The following is a 14,826-nucleotide window of genomic DNA, read 5'->3' as shown; positions in this document are numbered from 1 at the left end:
GGAAATATGTCGCTTGCAACGCCGTCCATAGCGCTGATCACCACTGGCGGGACTATCGCCAGCAAGCGTGGGGAAAATGGAGCAAGCACGCCGGTCCTGTCGGGTGGCGACCTGATGGGACTGGTGCCGGGTCCCGAAGCAAAGCTTCGCGCCGTCAACCTGATGGCCAAGGATTCCGCGAGCCTCACCCTTTCCGACATGCAGCGCATCAGCAGTGCCGTCGAAGCCGAACTCGAGGATGGCGCGGTCGACGGCATCATCGTCCTGCACGGAACCGACGCGATGGAAGAAACCGCGCTGCTGGTGCAGTTGCAGTGTCGCATCGGCAAGCCGGTGATTTTCACCGGCGCGCAATTTACCGCCGACCACCCCGACGCGGACGGCCCGGAAAACATCGCCGCCGCCATTCGCCTTGCCAGCGATCCGTCCAATGCGGAAAAAGGCGTCCAGATCGCCTTCGGCGGACGCATCATCCCGGCGTGGGGAGCCTATAAATTCAGCAGCGGCAACGGCGATGCCTTCCGCTCCGCCCGTCCGCTCCTTGTTCAGAGCCCGGTGTTCCCTGCCCCGGTCGGCGATCGCCGCGTCGACCTGATTGCCATTTATCCGGGCTGCGACGCCCTCCATATTGAAGCGAGCATCGCAGCCGGTGCAAGCGGCATCGTGCTTGCGGCGCTCGGCTCGGGCAACGCCACGCCATGCATCGTCGAAGCCGTCCGCGAGTGTACCCGCCGCAATATCCCGGTCGTGGTTTCAAGCCGCGTGCCGGAAGGCCAGCTGGTTCCCGGCTATGGCGGCGGCGGCGGCGGATACGATCTGGGAGAAGCGGGCGCCATCCATGCGAGCACGCTTCGTCCCGGTCAGGCCCGCATCCTGCTTGCCGCGCTGATCGCCAGCGGCAGCACCAGAGAGGCCATGGTGCAGGCTTTCAGCGACTATCGATAAAGGCGGTTCAGCTCGGAAACTGGCGATAGCATTCTTCCGCCACCTGCCGCAGCCGGTCCCGCGATATCTCGCCGCTCACCGCATAACCAAGATCTTTGTCGATCCAGTAGAAGGTTTCGACCCCGTCGCTCGAAGCGAAGCGAAAACTCGTGTCTCGGTTATCCGGATTGCGCCCGACGATCACCGAAAGCCGCTTTCCCGTCTCGTCTTCATACAGGAAGAAAGCGCCTGCCTTGCCCCCGACCGGCAAGAGGCGTCCGCCGACAAGCTGAAAGCCGAGCGAGCGGAGATCGGGTAGCCTAAGGTCGGCTATGTCGAGCCTTTTGCCCAGCCATGCCGCCAGATGTGCTTCTTCGTTGGAAAAGACCTCGACCGGATGCCGCACTTCGCTGGCATAGATGAGATAGGCCGCCTGAGCCTGCTCCGGCAGGGTCTGCACGCTGGCGAGTTGCGGCGCATTTTCCGAAAACAGGCGCGAACCTGCAAAGCCGCCCGCACCGCCGATCAGCAAGGCGGCCAGAACGGCAGCAGCAACGGCTCCGCGATAGGTTCGCGACTGGCGCGTTTCCGCCTGCCGGATCATTCCGGCGTCTTCGTTCCGGGGCTCGGCATAGCGGGAAAATAAGTGCCTGATCCCCTCGTTCTGCCTGCGCCATTCTTCGGCCAGCGCCGCCTGTTCGGGGTTTTCATCAAGAAGCCCGGCAATGCGCATATGCTCTTCTTCGGACAATTGTCCGTCGACAAAGGCAAGCAGTTCCGCTTCGGTTATGGGAGAATTGGAGGCTGTCATCGGTTTCTCCGAAGCGTTACGATATTTGAGCCGTTCATATGTTCGGCAAGGCGATTGCGCGCTCGCGACAGCCGCGACATGACGGTTCCTACAGGTATGCCCAGCATTTCCGCCGCCTCGCCATAGCTGTAGCCTTCGACGACGATGAGCATCAGCACCGCGCGGTTATCTTCCGGCAGGGTGTTTATCGCCTCTTCCAGCTGCTGCAACTGGAACGGATCGGTTTCGGAGGCCGCAACGCTGACATTCTCGGCGGCGTCCAGCGTTTCGTGCCGGGTGCGCGCGCGGCTTTTATAGCCGTTGCGATAGAGGTTGGTCATCATCGTGAGTATCCACCCACGCAGGTTGAGGCCGCGCCACTGGCCGCGACGGGCCAGTGCCTTGGCCACACAGTCCTGCAGCAGGTCCTCGCCTTCCGCATCGGACTTTGCAAGGCTGCGCGAATAGCGCCGCATGACCGGCAGGAGGGCCAGAAGCTGGCCCTCGAAAGTTTCCGGGGCGGGATGGCTCACATCGGCCTCATGGCTTTGCGACGTGCCAGACCCCATTAACGCCGTCTCCGGTCACATCGCCGGGCTTCTTGTCCTTCACCCAGTAATAGAGCGGCATTCCATCCTTTGCCCATTGCTCGCTGCCATCCTTGCGCTTGACCAGCGTATATGCGCCGGAAGCCTTCGCCCCCTTCATTGCCTTGAAGGGCGGCCAGTTCTTCGCACAGGTATCATAGCAGCTGGATTCGCCCTTGCTATCCTTGTCGAAAGTATAAAGCGTCATGTCCTTGGCGCCTGCCAGGACCTGTCCCTTCGAGCTTTCCATCGTCTTGACGGATGGCGCTGCGACAGCAGCGGACGCCGCGACTGCTGCAATTGCCAGTACGGCCACAAAACCAAACGTTTTCATGATTTGCCTCACAGGGTTCCAATCGCGACATGCGATATGGAGGTAAGACAATCGGCAACCGCGATTTATTCCCGCAGGCGCAGATTTTTTTCGGTTCCGTGCTTTGCAGGGCCACACACGGCATTGATTAGCAGGCAATAAATTATTATGTATAGCTACACATATAATAGATAGCTATACAATGTCTCAATCAAAACTCGATCTCGAAGCGGCCTTCACGATGGAGCTGTCCACGGCCGCGCGCAAAATGCGCAACCTGTTCGATTCCCGTGTTCGCGAACGCGGGCTGACGCTGGCGCGCGCCCGCGTGCTCCTGCTTCTGGCCCAGGAGCGCGACTGGAACCAGCGAGAACTGGCGGATGCGCTGGAAATCGAGCACCCATCGGTGGTGCGCCTTCTGGATGGCCTTGAAAAGCAGGGATTGATCTATCGTGCCGCAGTCGAAGGCGACCGCCGCGCGAAACGTATCGAACTGACCGACGAAGCGCAGGCACAGGTGCGCGAGTTGCAGGAAATCACCCGCAGCATCCGGTCGGAGCTTTTGCAGCGCATCGACAGGCCCACGCTGGAAGCCGCGTTATCGGTGCTTCAGGAAATCAGCCAGACGGTAGAGACGACGCTCGCGGATAAAGACCGCTAGAACCATGTCGGAAGAAAACAAAGCCAATCAATCAGACCAGACACCCCCGGCAGCGCAACCGGCTGCGGCACCGCCCGCTCCGCATATGCCGGTTTACATGTCGGCCATCTATATCGCCGCATCTGTCCTCATGTGGTCGACGCGCGGTCTCAGCATGTATTTCATCTCCGCCAATACGCAGCAGATACAGGGGTCACTCGGCGCAACACTGACGGAAACTTCATGGCTGATCGCGGCCTATATGGCTCCCTATGCCAGCCTGACGATCCTTCTCGTAAAGATCCGCACCCAGTTCGGACTGCGCCGCTTCGCGGAAATCGCCATCGCCGTCTTTCTGGTGTCCTCGCTGTTGCATTTGCTTGTCTACGACATCTGGTCGGCGATCCCGATCCGCTTCATCGCGGGTGCGGCTGCGGCACCGGTTTCGACGATCGGCTTTCTCTATATGCTCGAAGCCTTTCCTCCGCCCAAGAAGATGACGTGGGGCCTCAGCCTCGCGCTCACCTGTTCGGCTGCGGCGGGCCCGCTGGCGCGCGTCATCTCGCCGTTGCTGTTCGACATCGGGCAATGGCAGCAGCTCTATATGGTTGAGATCGGCCTGTCGCTCGCCGCCTTCGCCGTGGTCTATATTCTGCCGATGACACAGGCGCCGCGCGCCAAGGTGCTGCACTGGCTGGATTTCGTCGCCTATGGGCTGATTGCCATCGGCTTCGGCCTTCTCGCGGTGGTTCTGGTTCAGGGAAAGAACTACTGGTGGTTTGAAGCGCCATGGATCGGCATATGCCTTGCGATCTCGATAGCGGCGCTGGCCTGCGCCGCCGCGCTCGAGCTCAACCGCGAGCAGCCGCTGATGAACCTGCACTGGCTGTTCTCGCCCGAAATCCTGCGCTTCACGCTGATCCTCTTCATCTTCCGCATCGTGCTTGCCGAGCAGACGACGGGCGCGGTTGGCCTCTTTCAGGCATTCGGCCTGCAGGACGGCCAGAGCCGCGGACTTTATCTCGTCATTCTCGTCGCTTCGCTGGCGGGCGGCATTGCCTGCGGCATGTGGATGAAGCTGGAACGTGTATCGTTCATCTTCGGGCTGGCATTGGTTTTCATCGCGGTCGGCGCCTTTCTGGACAGCCATGCGACCAACCTTACCCGCCCGCACAACGCCTATCTCAGCCAGGGCCTGATCGCCTTCGGCGGCGCCCTGTTCCTGCCTCCGGCCATGCTTGCGGGCATTACCAAGGCTCTCAAACAGGGACCGACCTATATGACGAGTTTCATCGTCATCTTCCTTTTCACGCAGAATATCGGCGGGCTTATCGGTTCTGCCGTGTTCAGCACGTTCATCACGATCCGGGAGAAATACCATTCCGCCTATCTGGTGGAGCAACTGGTCATGTCCAATCCCATAGTTGCCCAGCGCGTTCAGGCGCTATCCGGCACCTATGCGAAGGTTCTGGCCGATCAGGGACTGACCAGGGCCGAAGGGCTGGCGCTTCTCGGGCAACAGGTCACCAAGGAAGCGACGGTGCTGTCCTATAACGATGCCTTTCTCGCGATCTCCGTCATTGCGCTCCTCTCGCTCGCATGCCTGATCGCCTATCGCCTCTATGAAAAAATGCAGGCCCGCCGCCATAGTGCGACGATGGCTGGTTAAATCGACGAGTAATGAAGATGTTAGTTGGAAAACAGTATATTCGCGGCGGTCTCGCCCTCATCATCGGCCTTGCAGGTGTCCTGATGGTACTGTGGGCGTGGCAGTTGCCGCCGTTCAAGCACAGCGTCGAGACGACCGACAATGCCTATGTCCGAGGTCAGGTGACCGTTATCAGCCCGCAGGTCGCCGGTTACGTCACCAAGGTCAATGTGAACGACTATCAGTCCGTGAAGCAGGGCGACCTCCTTTTCGAGATCGACAGCCGCAGCTATCAGCAGAAGCTGGATCAGGCGCTGGCCGCGCTCAACAGCAAGAAGGCAGCGCTTGCCAATTCGGAACAGAGCCAGCGCTCGGCCGAAGCGACGATCCAGTCGCGGCAGGCGCAGATTTCCGGCGCCAAGGCAGCACTTGAGGTTGCCGAAGCCAATGCAAAGCGCGTCGAGGCCTTGCTGCCGCGCGGCGTGACCACACAAAGCTCCGCCGATACGGCGCATGGCAGTCTGCTTCAGGCACAGGCCGCAGTGGAGGAAGCGGAGGCCGCACTGGCCGTCGCGCAACAGGACCTGCAATCCATCATCGTCAATCGCGACAGCCTCAATGCCGATATCGCCAATGCGGAAGCAACTGTCGAGCTGGCGCGGATCGACCTTCAGAACACTCACATCATCGCCCCGCGTGACGGCACGCTCGGCGAAGTGGGCGTGCGTCTCGGTCAATATGTGACAGCGGGAACGCAGCTCGTCTCCGTCGTGCCGAAGTCCAAATGGGTGATGGCCAATTTCAAGGAAACACAGCTCTACGGCATGAAGGTCGGCCAGCCGGTCACGTTCACCGTCGATGCGCTGCGCCATGCGAAGCTGACCGGACGTATCGAAGCCTTCGCTCCTGCCGCCGGTTCTGAGTTCAGCGTGATCAAATCCGATAACGCCACCGGCAACTTCACCAAGATCACGCAACGCCTTTCCGTTCGCATCGCCATCGACGAAGATCAGCCGGATGCGGCACGTCTGGCGCCCGGCATGTCGGTGGTCGTCCGTGTCGACACCAATGCGGAGCCGATTGCAAACTAGAACAACCGCAGCTTTCTGGCATGGAAAGCCTCGGCATAAGTTTCGGGCGCACGGCATTCCATGCCGCGCAGCCGCGCCAGACCGCGAAATGTTTCGGAGTCGAACCAATCCTTGGAGCGCTGGGTGCCGAAGTGCTTCATCAACAGTTCGATCTTGCGATCCATGATTGCGGCCGGTAGCGCCGAATAGGCGTTGGGCTGACCCAGATCGCCATCCCATTTCGGAATTTCATATTCGAGGATCACCTGATCCCGAAACAGGTTCCATGTCAGTTCATTGACCGTCCGGTGATCCTGATGAGCGTCGCCGTGGCGGTGGGTGAACACCATGTCCGGCACCCTTCGCCCGCGCTGTTCGATCAGCCATTGCTTGATTTCGCGGCCCTGCGCGGGAAAGTAGCTATCCTCGAAAGAGGCGAGATGAATATTGAAACTGTCTATCCCACGCAGAAAATCGCGGGCTGAAGCTTCCGCCTCCGCCCGCCTTTCCTCATTTCCCGAAAGCACGCACCATTCCACATGCAGCGGCGCGCCGCTCTCGATCAGGCTGAGAAGCGTGCCGCCGCAGCCGATCTCGATATCGTCCGAATGCGCGCCCAGACAAAGCAATTGCAGCGGACGGCTGTGATTTGCGAGCGAACGCAGGTCGATCATAGCGCTATCGCGACATTGGTGGCGCGGCGCCTGGCCTCTTCGGCCTTGTGCCGCTTCCAGGGCATGTCGCCCTTCTCCACCATATCCTCAAGCGTCTGCCAGTCGCGCAGCGTATCCATGGAGCGCCAGAAGCCCTCATACTTATAGGCCATCAGCTGGTTTTCGGCGATCAGGCGGCCAAACGGCTCCAGCACCAGTTCCTCACCCTCGCGCATATAGTCGAAGATTTCCTTGCGGAAGAGGAAGTAGCCGCCATTGATCCAGATGTCCGAAGTGTTCGACGTCCGGAAAGCACGCACGTCGCCGCCTTCGGCAATATCGGCGAGGTGATAGGTCAGCGGCGGACGGACGGCGAGAAAACAGGCGATCTTGCCGCTTGCACGGAAGCGTTCCGTCATGTCGTCGAGGTCCACATCGCTGAGACCATCGCTGTAATTGGCGAGGAACATGTCCTCGTTCGCCACATGCGACCGGGCGCTCCACAGTCTTTCGCCGATATTGCGCCATATGCCGGTATCGAGCAGCGTGACACTCCAGTCGCGATCAACTTCCTCAAGCAGTTGCACATTGCGCCCGCCATCGGAAACCACACAGTCCGCAAAGGTCTGCGGGCGGATGGTCAGGAAGAAATCCTTCACGACATTGGCCTTGTAGCCGAGGCACAGAACGAATTCGTTGTGCCCGTAATCGCTGTAATATTCCATGACGTGATGCAGGATCGGCTGATGGCCGAGCGGGATCATCGGCTTCGGTATATTCTCCGAATATTCGCGGATTCTGGTTCCAAGACCGCCGCAGAACAGAACGACTTTCATGATTACCGCTCCTCAGTGAGTAGTGCCGGGTCAATCAACGTGACGTGCGGAATGGGAATGATGAACTTGGCCCCCCATTCGACCACGTGCTGCATCTGTCGGATGATCTCATCCTTGAAGTTCCACGGCAGGATGAGGATGTAATCGGGCCGGTACTTGTCGATTGCCGATACATCATAGATCGGGATGTGCATGCCCGGCGTGAAACGGCCATGCTTGTACGGGTTGCGATCCACCGTGAAATCCAGGAAATCCGTGCCGATGCCGCAATAGTTCAACAGCGTATTGCCCTTGCCGGGCGCCCCATAGCCGCAGATGCGCTTGCCCGCATTCTTGGCGGCGATCAGGAAGGACAGGAGATCGCGCTTGGTACGCCGGGTCTTTTCGGCGAACTGCTCATAGGTCGAAATCTCGTTGAGGCCGAAACTCTCTTCGCGCTTCAGCAGTGCCGCGACACGCGGTCCCGCCTTCCGCTTGCTGCTGTTATGCGCAAGATACACCCGCAGCGACCCGCCATGGGTCGGCAGTTCCTCCACGTCGATGACCTTGAGGTGATGGCGATGCGCCATGAAGCGGATCGTCAGCAGCGAGAAATACGAGAAATGCTCGTGATAGATGGTGTCGAACTGGTTCTGCTCGATCAGGTTGGCGAGATGCGGAAACTCCAGCGTAATGACGCCTTCCGGCTTCAACAGCAGTTGCAGGCCACGGACAAAGTCATTGAGATCAGGCACTTGCGCCAGAACATTGTTACCGATCAGGAGGTCGGCCTTGCGTCCTGCGCCGACCAGTTCGGCGGCAAGCGTCGAGCCGAAGAAATCCACGCGCGTCGGCACGCCCTTGGCGATTGCCGTTTCGGCCACATTGGCCGCCGGTTCGATGCCAAGGATCGGAATACCCTTCGGCAGAAAATGCTGCAGCAGATAGCCGTCATTGCTGGCGATCTCGACCACGAAGCTGTTTTCATTCAGCCCCAGCCGCTCGGTGATCTCGTCGCAATAGGTCTTCGCATGGCTGACCCAGCTTGTGGCGAAGGATGAGAAATAGGCATATTCGGTGAATATCTCGCCAGGCGAGAAATACTCCTTCAGCTGCACCAGATAGCAATGGTCGCAGACGAGCGCATAGAGCGGGTAGTATGGCTCCATACGGTCGAGGCGATCCGCGGTAATGAAGCTTTCGCAAGGCGGCGACATACCGAGGTCGACAAAGCTATGCTTGAGTAGTTTACCGCATAGCCGACAGCCGGTCTGCTCTTGCGCCATGCTCGTGCTCCGCGAAATATCCGGCGTCTGGATGGTCATACGTCATTCCTCGCCTTTTAAACCTATATGGCCGGGTCTTCTGTAGGGTTGAATTCCGATCCGCGTCGGATAGCCAAAACTACTAAGCGGTCTAAAAATTGCCGAGACTGTCATCAGGGGCGAGCCGTACATACGATCGGGCGCAACATTCACCGGATGGACTATGAAGCGTAGATACCCGATCTTCGCCCAATGGCGAGGGGGGCGTAGGCGCGTACCTCTTTCGGACAAGGTCGGCTCATCCGCAAGCCTGCCGGATGCGTCGAAGAAGGTCCTATCGCCCGAAAAACCCGCTGGCAGAATGACGCTTGCACAAATCGGGGCACGACATGCGTTTCACTTCGCTCAATATTGACGGCGCCTGGTCCATCGAGCCTGAAAGGCTTAAGGACGAGCGCGGCTGGTTCGCACGCGTCTTTTGCGAAGGCGCCTTCGCCGAGCGGCAGATGGAAACGCATTTTCCGCAGCACAGCCTCTCCTTTTCCCGCGAGAAAGGAACATTGCGCGGCCTTCATTACCAGAGCGAGCCGCACTCGGAGACGAAACTTGTCACCTGCCTGCAAGGCGTGATCTGGGACGTTCTTGTCGATCTGCGTCCGCATTCGCCAACTTATCGGCGCTGGACCGGCGTGGAGCTTTCAGCCGAAAACGGCGTGCAGCTCTATATCCCGGAAGGCTGCGCGCACGGTTTCCAGACCCTGACGCCTGATGTGCTCGTGCGATACATGATCTCGAAGCCCTATGCGCCTGATTATGCAACAGGTTTGCGTTATGATGATCCCGCATTGGGCATTCCCTGGCCGAACAGACCAAGCGTCATTTCCGACAAGGATCTGGCGTGGCCGCTTCTTTAGGTCGCCGCCAGCAAGCCCGCATCGCGGAGCCGGTCAGCCGCATCGGCAAGGGTTGCGAAGGGCAATTTCGCCCGCTCTGCCATATCGAGGATGGAATGCTCGCCATCCGCCAGATTGAGCACCCATAACAGCGCCATTGCGTTTTGTGCCGAGCGGCTGTCGCCGCCCGCGCTTCCATAGAGCCCGCGCCTTCCAAGCTGCGGTTCTCCCTTTGGAGAAAGGTTTACTGGACGCCAGTTTCGTTCAGCGATTTCAATGGCCTGCATGACCGCATTGAAAGATTGATCGAGATATTGGGGTTTGATGAAATCGAGATTGTCGGCCGATGTGTGGTATTCGGGAAAAGTGCCATAAAGGCTGCGCTGGAACATGCCGACCGGCAGGTTGAATCCCGGCGAACAGAACTGGCGCTCGTCATATCCATAGGGCCAGAAATCATGGAGCACCGCATCGGCGCGGCCGGCAAGCACATGGCCCATGATCCGATCGATCTCGGCATCGCCGCGACGGCTGCGCTTGTAGTTCGGCCTGCCCGCATCGCCGACGCAGGACAGGACCAGCCCATGCCGCACCAATCCCAGATGCGCCTCGTTCTGTTGAAGCCATGCAAGCGCGCCGAAAGTCGCCGGACCGAAAAGCAGGCGATAGGTCAGGCGCGTGCGCCTTGATTGCAGCACTTCGCCGAGATGGGCCAGCAGCGCCAGCCCTGAACAATTGTCATTGGCGAGCGATGGGTGGCAGAGATGGGCCGACAGGATGAAGGTCTCGTCGGTTTCTCCCCGGTGAATGAACTCGCCGAAGGTCAGAAAGCCGTCGCGCCGCTCCGCGTCGATCACAACGTCATAATCGCCATCCTGCATCGCCAGAAATTCACGATGCGCCATGCAGAAACCCCACCCCTCCGCATGATAACAGGTGCGGTAGGGAATGAGGTCCGGCTGGTCGGGCAGCGTATGAATATGCGCCTTCAGCGCACCGAGTGGCATGCGCGCCCGCACGCCCACGCTGAAATTCACCACATGCAGATTGTGCCGGGCGAAATCGACGATGCGATTGCCGTTCATATCCGCGATATAGGCCTCACGAATGATCCATTCCTGCGGCGCTTTCCAGTCGTAAAGGGGCGTGCCGCTCGGCACCTGATGGACCGTCAGCGGCAGATGTTCGCCGATGATGGCGAGCGTCTCGCGCACGCCGTCGCCCGCCAGACTGCGGCAAAGCGGATAAAGGCGGGCAGCAAGTTCGTATATAGCTGTTCCGTCCGTTGGCGGTGGAACGGCCCATTCGGTGCTTCTGCCTGCCCCTGTATCCATCATGCCGTGGCCCGCAGAGGTTGCGACTGTTCTTCGACACGCCGCAGATCGGCATCCAGCACGCCTTCGGCTATCAGCTTGCGGATATGGGCGATGCGCTGGAACCGTGGCCCCTCGAACTCCTCAAGCGTCAGGGTCGAGCGGCTATAGGCGGCAAGCAGTTCACGCGTGCCGGCAACGGCATCCCATTCCGGCTTGGCTTCCGGCAGCACCCGCGCCAGCTTTTCAAAACTGACGCGATAGGAGCGCGTATCCGGCCCCGCATCATCCGCATATTCGATGCGGCAATCGGGGACATTCTCGGCAACGATCCCCGCAATATCGCGGATGCGGTAATTGTGCTCGGTCGAGCCGACATTGAAAGCTTCATTCCAGACCTTCTCGCGCGGGGCTTCCATCGCCGCCATGAAGGCGCGGGAAATATCGCGAATATGGACGATGGGACGCCAGGGCGTGCCGTCGGACTTGAGATAGATCAGTCCCTTCGTCACCGCCCATGCCACCAGATTGTTGAGCACGATATCGAAGCGCAGGAAGGGCGAAACGCCGTAGGCGGTCGCGGGCCGCAGATAGACCGGGCAGAAGCTTGCATCGGCGAGTTCCCGGATTTCCTGTTCCGCCCGCACCTTGGACCGGCCATAGGCCGTTACCGGCTTCAGGTCGCCGGTTTCATCAATCAGGTCGGCATCGCTGATGCCGTAATTGCTGCAGGATGAGGCAAACAGAAAACGCCCCACACCGGCGCGCTTGGCAGCTTTGGCCATGGCAACGCTCGCCCGGTGATTGATGTCGTAGGTCAGTTCCTCATTGAGATTGCCGAGCGGATCGTTGGAAAGTGCTGCAAGATGAATGACCGCATCGAAACCCTCAAGATCGCGCGGCGACACATCGCGCACGTCCTTGCGAATGGTCGGCACATTCATCACCGCGCCGCCTTCTTCAAAATGGCAATGTTCGTAAAGGCCAATGTCATAGCCGGACACTTCATGCCCCGCATTTATCAGGACCGGCACCATGACCGACCCGATATAGCCCTGATTGCCCGTAACCAGTACCTTCATGTCCGACTCCTCAAGCTTTGATAAATGCATGTTAGCGATGGAGGGCGGGAGCGACGACTTGACCGAAGGCATGTCCGGTTAGGACAAGCGTTTATGAAAGGAGGAAAAGGGCGTATCGCCTACTCCTTTCGGATGCAGCGCAGGCGCTCGGCGCTGCCGATCAGCAAAAGCCAGTCGGTTCCGCCGCCCGCGTTTTTTGCCTGCGCGGGCATATAGGTCGCAAGGTTTCCCTCGATCTTCGGCGGGCCCGCATCCGCGAACATGCCGGAAACCGGATCGAACCAGATTGCCTTCCTGCCTTGCCCGACCACTTGCCAGTTCGCTTGCCCGACCGCCTGCTCTGCCACCGCAAAGCCGTCGGCGTCGCCATAGATGACCGACAGCGTGCCATCAGGCAGGGACGAGGCGTAGCTTTCCGGCTTCAATGCGACGCGCTTTTCACGATCCGGTCGCAATTGCGGCCATGGCAGCCTGTCGAACAGTTTCTTCATCACGGTCATCGATCGCGCGCCGGGGCTGCCGAGCGCTTCCTGCCAGCTGCGGTCAGCGTTGAAGATACCGGGTCCGGTGAAATGCCAGATCGGGTTATTGCCGAAGAACTGTCCGGCGGCACCGGCCAGCAGCGCGCCATAGGCATTGCGGCGGATCATGCGCGCCGTGGTTTCTCGCTCGAACTCATAGGCGCCTTCCAGCAGGATGACGGGCATCCTGCCCGCTTGCCGCCGGGCAGAAATCGCCGCATGAACATCGTCATAGGTATAAACCGTATCGAGGCTCAGCCATGGCTGGTCGGCCCAGAGTTCCGCCGTATCGGTGTTGCGACCGGAATGTACGGTCTGGAGCGCATTGGGGGAAACCAGCGCTATGCCATCGGCCAGATCAGAGACGAGCTGGCGATCCGGCGCATTGAAATCACCGCCCAGAACCCAGACGACATTGTGAAATCCGGCAAATCGCCGGGCAATCGCTTCGCCATAGCCACGCATTTTCGCCGGTCCGGCAGCCTGAACCTTGGAAAACCAGCCCTGACTGTTGCCGTTGACGCCCAGATAGGCTGGCGCCAGAAAGACAGCCATTCCCAGTTGCTCCGCCCGCCCGATCACCCAGGCGGCATGGTCGAAATATCTCGGATTGAGCTCACCGAACGCATCGCCCTCGAAGGGCTTCTCTCCATAGGCATTGGCAGGCGGATGGCTGGAAAACCGGTGTTCGAGAAGATTGACCAGAATGGCGTTGAAGCCGCGCTTCCTGCGATCCTGAAGATAGATTTCGACGTCTTCCCGTTTCAATTCGGCGATCAGCGACCATGCCGTATCGCCCTGCAACAGGAAGGGCTTGCCCGTCGCATCCTCGAAAATGCGTCCGTCCTCAGCGACCCTGATCGGAAACTGGCCAGCCGCATGCGACGACCCTGCCCCCATCGACAGCAGGATCGTTGCGATCAGAACCGCCGCGAGGCGCTTCATCGCATCGCGGGCGGATAAGTCGGCGCTTCGTTGAAGCGGCGATAGACCACCTGCGAGGGACGCCCGGTCAGATAGGAACCCACCCCGTCATTGAGCGCGCGAACATAAATGCCGAGCGCACCGTCGATTGCATCCACCGTGCGCGCAATGTCGGTGTCGCTGTGGGTGTAGCTGACGACCAGCGACGGCATCAGCACGCCGCGCCGGATCGTCTCCTGAAGGAACAGCGTGCGGAAAGCCTGCGACGGCTGCCCCGCTTCATCGAGCGTTCCATAGGCAAGGCAGCAAGGCCGCCCGAAGAGGCGGACATGCTTCTGAAGTCCATGGGCGGCAATAGCCGCATTCACCCCCTCCGCCAGTTTGGAACCCTGCTCATAGAGCCTTTCAATCACCGGTTCGTCGCGATAGATCGTCATCGTGGCAATCGCCGCCGCCATTGCATGGGTTTCCGCGCCATGGGTGGTGGAAAGCAGGAACACACGGGGGTGATCCGTCTGGATCAGACCGCCAAGCTGCATATATTCCGCCTTGCCCGCGAGCGCCGAAATGGCAAACCCGTTGCCCAGCGCCTTGCCGAAACAGGAAAGATCGGGTTCGACATCGTAAAGCTTCTGCGCCCCGCGCAGATGCCAGCGAAAGCCGGTAATCATCTCGTCCAGAATGAACAGGGCCCCGTTTTCATGGGCGATGCGCCTTGCTTCACGCAGGAAATTGTCCTGCGGCTCATCGGCCTTGGCCGGTTCCAGAATGATGGCGGCGATCCGCCCCGGATAATCGTCGAACACGGCCTGCACGCTTGCAATGTCGTTGTAACGGAACGTCGCCGTCAGGGCCGAGACCGATGCGGGAATGCCCGCATTCATTTTCGTGGTTCCGATAAACCAGTCATCGGTCGAGAAGAATGGATGATCGGCGCAGCAGGCAACCATGTCGCGCCCGGTATAGGCGCGCGCCAGCCGCACCGCGCCTGAAGTCGCATCGGACCCGTCCTTGCAGAATTTCACCATGTCCGCGCTGTCGATCAGCTCGAGAAAGCTCTCCGCGCATTCGACCTCGATAGCGCTCGGGCGCGTGAAGTTGCATCCATCCTGCAAGGCGTCGCGCACCGCGCGCACGACGGGCGGATAGGCGTGGCCGAGCCCGACGGCGCGATTGCCCATGCCGTATTCGATATATTCATGCCCATCGACATCGAAGACATGCGAGCCGGAGCCGCGCTGGATGAAGCCGGGCGCCAGAACCGGATACTGGTCGTCGCCCTTGGCATAGGTGTGACAGCCGCCGGGAATAAGCGCATGCGCCTTGCTGGCGAGCAATTGCGAATTGCGGAACTGCGGTGTGAAAAGGTTCATGCCCCTTCTCCTTTC

At 59.8% G+C, this 14,826-nt stretch carries 15 protein-coding genes; 5 read left to right on the top strand and 10 right to left on the bottom strand.

Going from position 1 to position 14,826, the window contains the following annotated elements; translation table 11 throughout:
• Window positions 1–6 precede the first annotated feature (6 nt).
• Complete coding sequence (locus OINT_RS14750) at window positions 7–945, top strand: asparaginase (protein WP_006468659.1); 939 nt, start codon at window positions 7–9, stop codon at window positions 943–945.
• Window positions 946–952: 7 nt separating this feature from the next.
• Here the strand turns inward: OINT_RS14750 and OINT_RS14745 are convergent, their stop codons facing one another.
• From OINT_RS14745 to OINT_RS14735, 3 genes are read right to left on the bottom strand one after another with little or no spacing between them, the layout of a single operon-like run.
• On the bottom strand, window positions 953–1,735 hold the full coding sequence (locus OINT_RS14745) for an anti-sigma factor family protein (RefSeq protein ID WP_006468658.1): 783 nt from the start codon (window positions 1,733–1,735) through the stop codon (window positions 953–955).
• Window positions 1,732–2,283: an RNA polymerase sigma factor gene (locus OINT_RS14740; RefSeq protein WP_006468657.1), complete on the bottom strand. Its 552-nt coding sequence runs from the start codon at window positions 2,281–2,283 to the stop codon at window positions 1,732–1,734. The genes OINT_RS14745 and OINT_RS14740 overlap by 4 nt, the downstream gene beginning before the upstream one ends.
• Window positions 2,255–2,635, bottom strand: a complete 381-nt coding sequence (locus OINT_RS14735) for a COG4315 family predicted lipoprotein (RefSeq protein ID WP_006470343.1) — start codon at window positions 2,633–2,635, stop codon at window positions 2,255–2,257. Before OINT_RS14735 ends, OINT_RS14740 begins: the two co-directional genes overlap by 29 nt.
• Before the next feature lie 181 nt (window positions 2,636–2,816).
• Here OINT_RS14735 and OINT_RS14730 point away from each other — a divergent pair, with 181 nt between their 5' ends.
• From OINT_RS14730 to OINT_RS14720, 3 genes are read left to right on the top strand one after another with little or no spacing between them, the layout of a single operon-like run.
• Entirely contained in the window at window positions 2,817–3,275 is a 459-nt protein-coding gene (locus OINT_RS14730) for a MarR family winged helix-turn-helix transcriptional regulator (protein ID WP_006468655.1), read from the top strand.
• Window positions 3,276–3,279: 4 nt separating this feature from the next.
• A complete protein-coding gene (locus OINT_RS14725) occupies window positions 3,280–4,923 on the top strand; it encodes an MFS transporter (RefSeq protein ID WP_006468654.1) in 1,644 nt (547 codons plus the stop codon).
• Window positions 4,924–4,940: 17 nt separating this feature from the next.
• Window positions 4,941–5,993 (top strand): HlyD family secretion protein, encoded by a 1,053-nt coding sequence (locus OINT_RS14720; RefSeq protein ID WP_006470344.1) that lies wholly within the window; start codon window positions 4,941–4,943, stop codon window positions 5,991–5,993.
• Here the strand turns inward: OINT_RS14720 and OINT_RS14715 are convergent.
• Genes OINT_RS14715 through OINT_RS14705 form a run of 3 tightly spaced genes read right to left on the bottom strand, consistent with a single transcriptional unit; the run spans window position 5,990 to window position 8,765 of the window.
• Entirely contained in the window at window positions 5,990–6,646 is a 657-nt protein-coding gene (locus OINT_RS14715) for a PIG-L deacetylase family protein (protein WP_006468652.1), read from the bottom strand. The genes OINT_RS14720 and OINT_RS14715 overlap by 4 nt on opposite strands.
• The gene (locus OINT_RS14710; protein WP_006468651.1) at window positions 6,643–7,461 is read right to left on the bottom strand and encodes a sugar phosphate nucleotidyltransferase; all 819 of its coding nucleotides are present in this window, start codon (window positions 7,459–7,461) and stop codon (window positions 6,643–6,645) included. Before OINT_RS14710 ends, OINT_RS14715 begins: the two co-directional genes overlap by 4 nt.
• A 2-nt stretch (window positions 7,462–7,463) precedes the next feature.
• Window positions 7,464–8,765 (bottom strand): class I SAM-dependent methyltransferase, encoded by a 1,302-nt coding sequence (locus OINT_RS14705; protein WP_006468650.1) that lies wholly within the window; start codon window positions 8,763–8,765, stop codon window positions 7,464–7,466.
• 329 nt (window positions 8,766–9,094) lie between these two features.
• On the opposite strand from OINT_RS14705, the gene rfbC reads away from it, so the two are divergent.
• The gene (gene rfbC / locus OINT_RS14700; protein WP_006470345.1) at window positions 9,095–9,619 is read left to right on the top strand and encodes a dTDP-4-dehydrorhamnose 3,5-epimerase; all 525 of its coding nucleotides are present in this window, start codon (window positions 9,095–9,097) and stop codon (window positions 9,617–9,619) included.
• On the opposite strand, the gene OINT_RS14695 is transcribed toward rfbC, so the two are convergent.
• The 4 genes from OINT_RS14695 to OINT_RS14680 form a co-directional block, all read right to left on the bottom strand.
• Window positions 9,616–10,935, bottom strand: a complete 1,320-nt coding sequence (locus OINT_RS14695; protein ID WP_006468648.1) for a DUF4910 domain-containing protein — start codon at window positions 10,933–10,935, stop codon at window positions 9,616–9,618. The two genes, rfbC and OINT_RS14695, sit on opposite strands and share 4 nt — an antisense overlap.
• Window positions 10,932–11,993, bottom strand: a complete 1,062-nt coding sequence (locus OINT_RS14690; protein ID WP_006470347.1) for an NAD-dependent epimerase/dehydratase family protein — start codon at window positions 11,991–11,993, stop codon at window positions 10,932–10,934. Before OINT_RS14690 ends, OINT_RS14695 begins: the two co-directional genes overlap by 4 nt.
• A gap of 119 nt (window positions 11,994–12,112) precedes the next feature.
• The gene (locus tag OINT_RS14685) at window positions 12,113–13,459 is read right to left on the bottom strand and encodes an apiosidase-like domain-containing protein (protein ID WP_006468646.1); all 1,347 of its coding nucleotides are present in this window, start codon (window positions 13,457–13,459) and stop codon (window positions 12,113–12,115) included.
• Window positions 13,456–14,811 carry a glutamate-1-semialdehyde 2,1-aminomutase gene (locus OINT_RS14680; protein WP_006468645.1) on the bottom strand — a complete coding sequence of 452 codons (1,356 nt, stop codon included), beginning with the start codon at window positions 14,809–14,811 and terminating at the stop codon, window positions 13,456–13,458. Before OINT_RS14680 ends, OINT_RS14685 begins: the two co-directional genes overlap by 4 nt.
• Window positions 14,812–14,826 lie beyond the last annotated feature (15 nt).

It is taken from the genome of Brucella intermedia LMG 3301 (assembly GCF_000182645.1).
In the GTDB taxonomy this organism is placed as follows: Bacteria; Pseudomonadota; Alphaproteobacteria; order Rhizobiales; family Rhizobiaceae; genus Brucella; species Brucella intermedia.
This window is presented reverse-complemented; position numbering and strand designations above follow the sequence as displayed.

What these genes read in the sequence shown, in the direction of transcription:
- OINT_RS14750 (WP_006468659.1), top strand. Translation starts at nt 7, where the DNA reads ATGTCGCTTGCAACGCCGTCCATAGCGCTGATCACCACTGGCGGGACT.
- OINT_RS14745 (WP_006468658.1), bottom strand. Translation starts at nt 1,735, where the DNA reads ATGACAGCCTCCAATTCTCCCATAACCGAAGCGGAACTGCTTGCCTTT.
- OINT_RS14740 (WP_006468657.1), bottom strand. Translation starts at nt 2,283, where the DNA reads ATGGGGTCTGGCACGTCGCAAAGCCATGAGGCCGATGTGAGCCATCCC.
- OINT_RS14735 (WP_006470343.1), bottom strand. Translation starts at nt 2,635, where the DNA reads ATGAAAACGTTTGGTTTTGTGGCCGTACTGGCAATTGCAGCAGTCGCG.
- OINT_RS14730 (WP_006468655.1), top strand. Translation starts at nt 2,817, where the DNA reads ATGTCTCAATCAAAACTCGATCTCGAAGCGGCCTTCACGATGGAGCTG.
- OINT_RS14725 (WP_006468654.1), top strand. Translation starts at nt 3,280, where the DNA reads ATGTCGGAAGAAAACAAAGCCAATCAATCAGACCAGACACCCCCGGCA.
- OINT_RS14720 (WP_006470344.1), top strand. Translation starts at nt 4,941, where the DNA reads ATGTTAGTTGGAAAACAGTATATTCGCGGCGGTCTCGCCCTCATCATC.
- OINT_RS14715 (WP_006468652.1), bottom strand. Translation starts at nt 6,646, where the DNA reads ATGATCGACCTGCGTTCGCTCGCAAATCACAGCCGTCCGCTGCAATTG.
- OINT_RS14710 (WP_006468651.1), bottom strand. Translation starts at nt 7,461, where the DNA reads ATGAAAGTCGTTCTGTTCTGCGGCGGTCTTGGAACCAGAATCCGCGAA.
- OINT_RS14705 (WP_006468650.1), bottom strand. Translation starts at nt 8,765, where the DNA reads ATGACCATCCAGACGCCGGATATTTCGCGGAGCACGAGCATGGCGCAA.
- rfbC (WP_006470345.1), top strand. Translation starts at nt 9,095, where the DNA reads ATGCGTTTCACTTCGCTCAATATTGACGGCGCCTGGTCCATCGAGCCT.
- OINT_RS14695 (WP_006468648.1), bottom strand. Translation starts at nt 10,935, where the DNA reads ATGATGGATACAGGGGCAGGCAGAAGCACCGAATGGGCCGTTCCACCG.
- OINT_RS14690 (WP_006470347.1), bottom strand. Translation starts at nt 11,993, where the DNA reads ATGAAGGTACTGGTTACGGGCAATCAGGGCTATATCGGGTCGGTCATG.
- OINT_RS14685 (WP_006468646.1), bottom strand. Translation starts at nt 13,459, where the DNA reads ATGAAGCGCCTCGCGGCGGTTCTGATCGCAACGATCCTGCTGTCGATG.
- OINT_RS14680 (WP_006468645.1), bottom strand. Translation starts at nt 14,811, where the DNA reads ATGAACCTTTTCACACCGCAGTTCCGCAATTCGCAATTGCTCGCCAGC.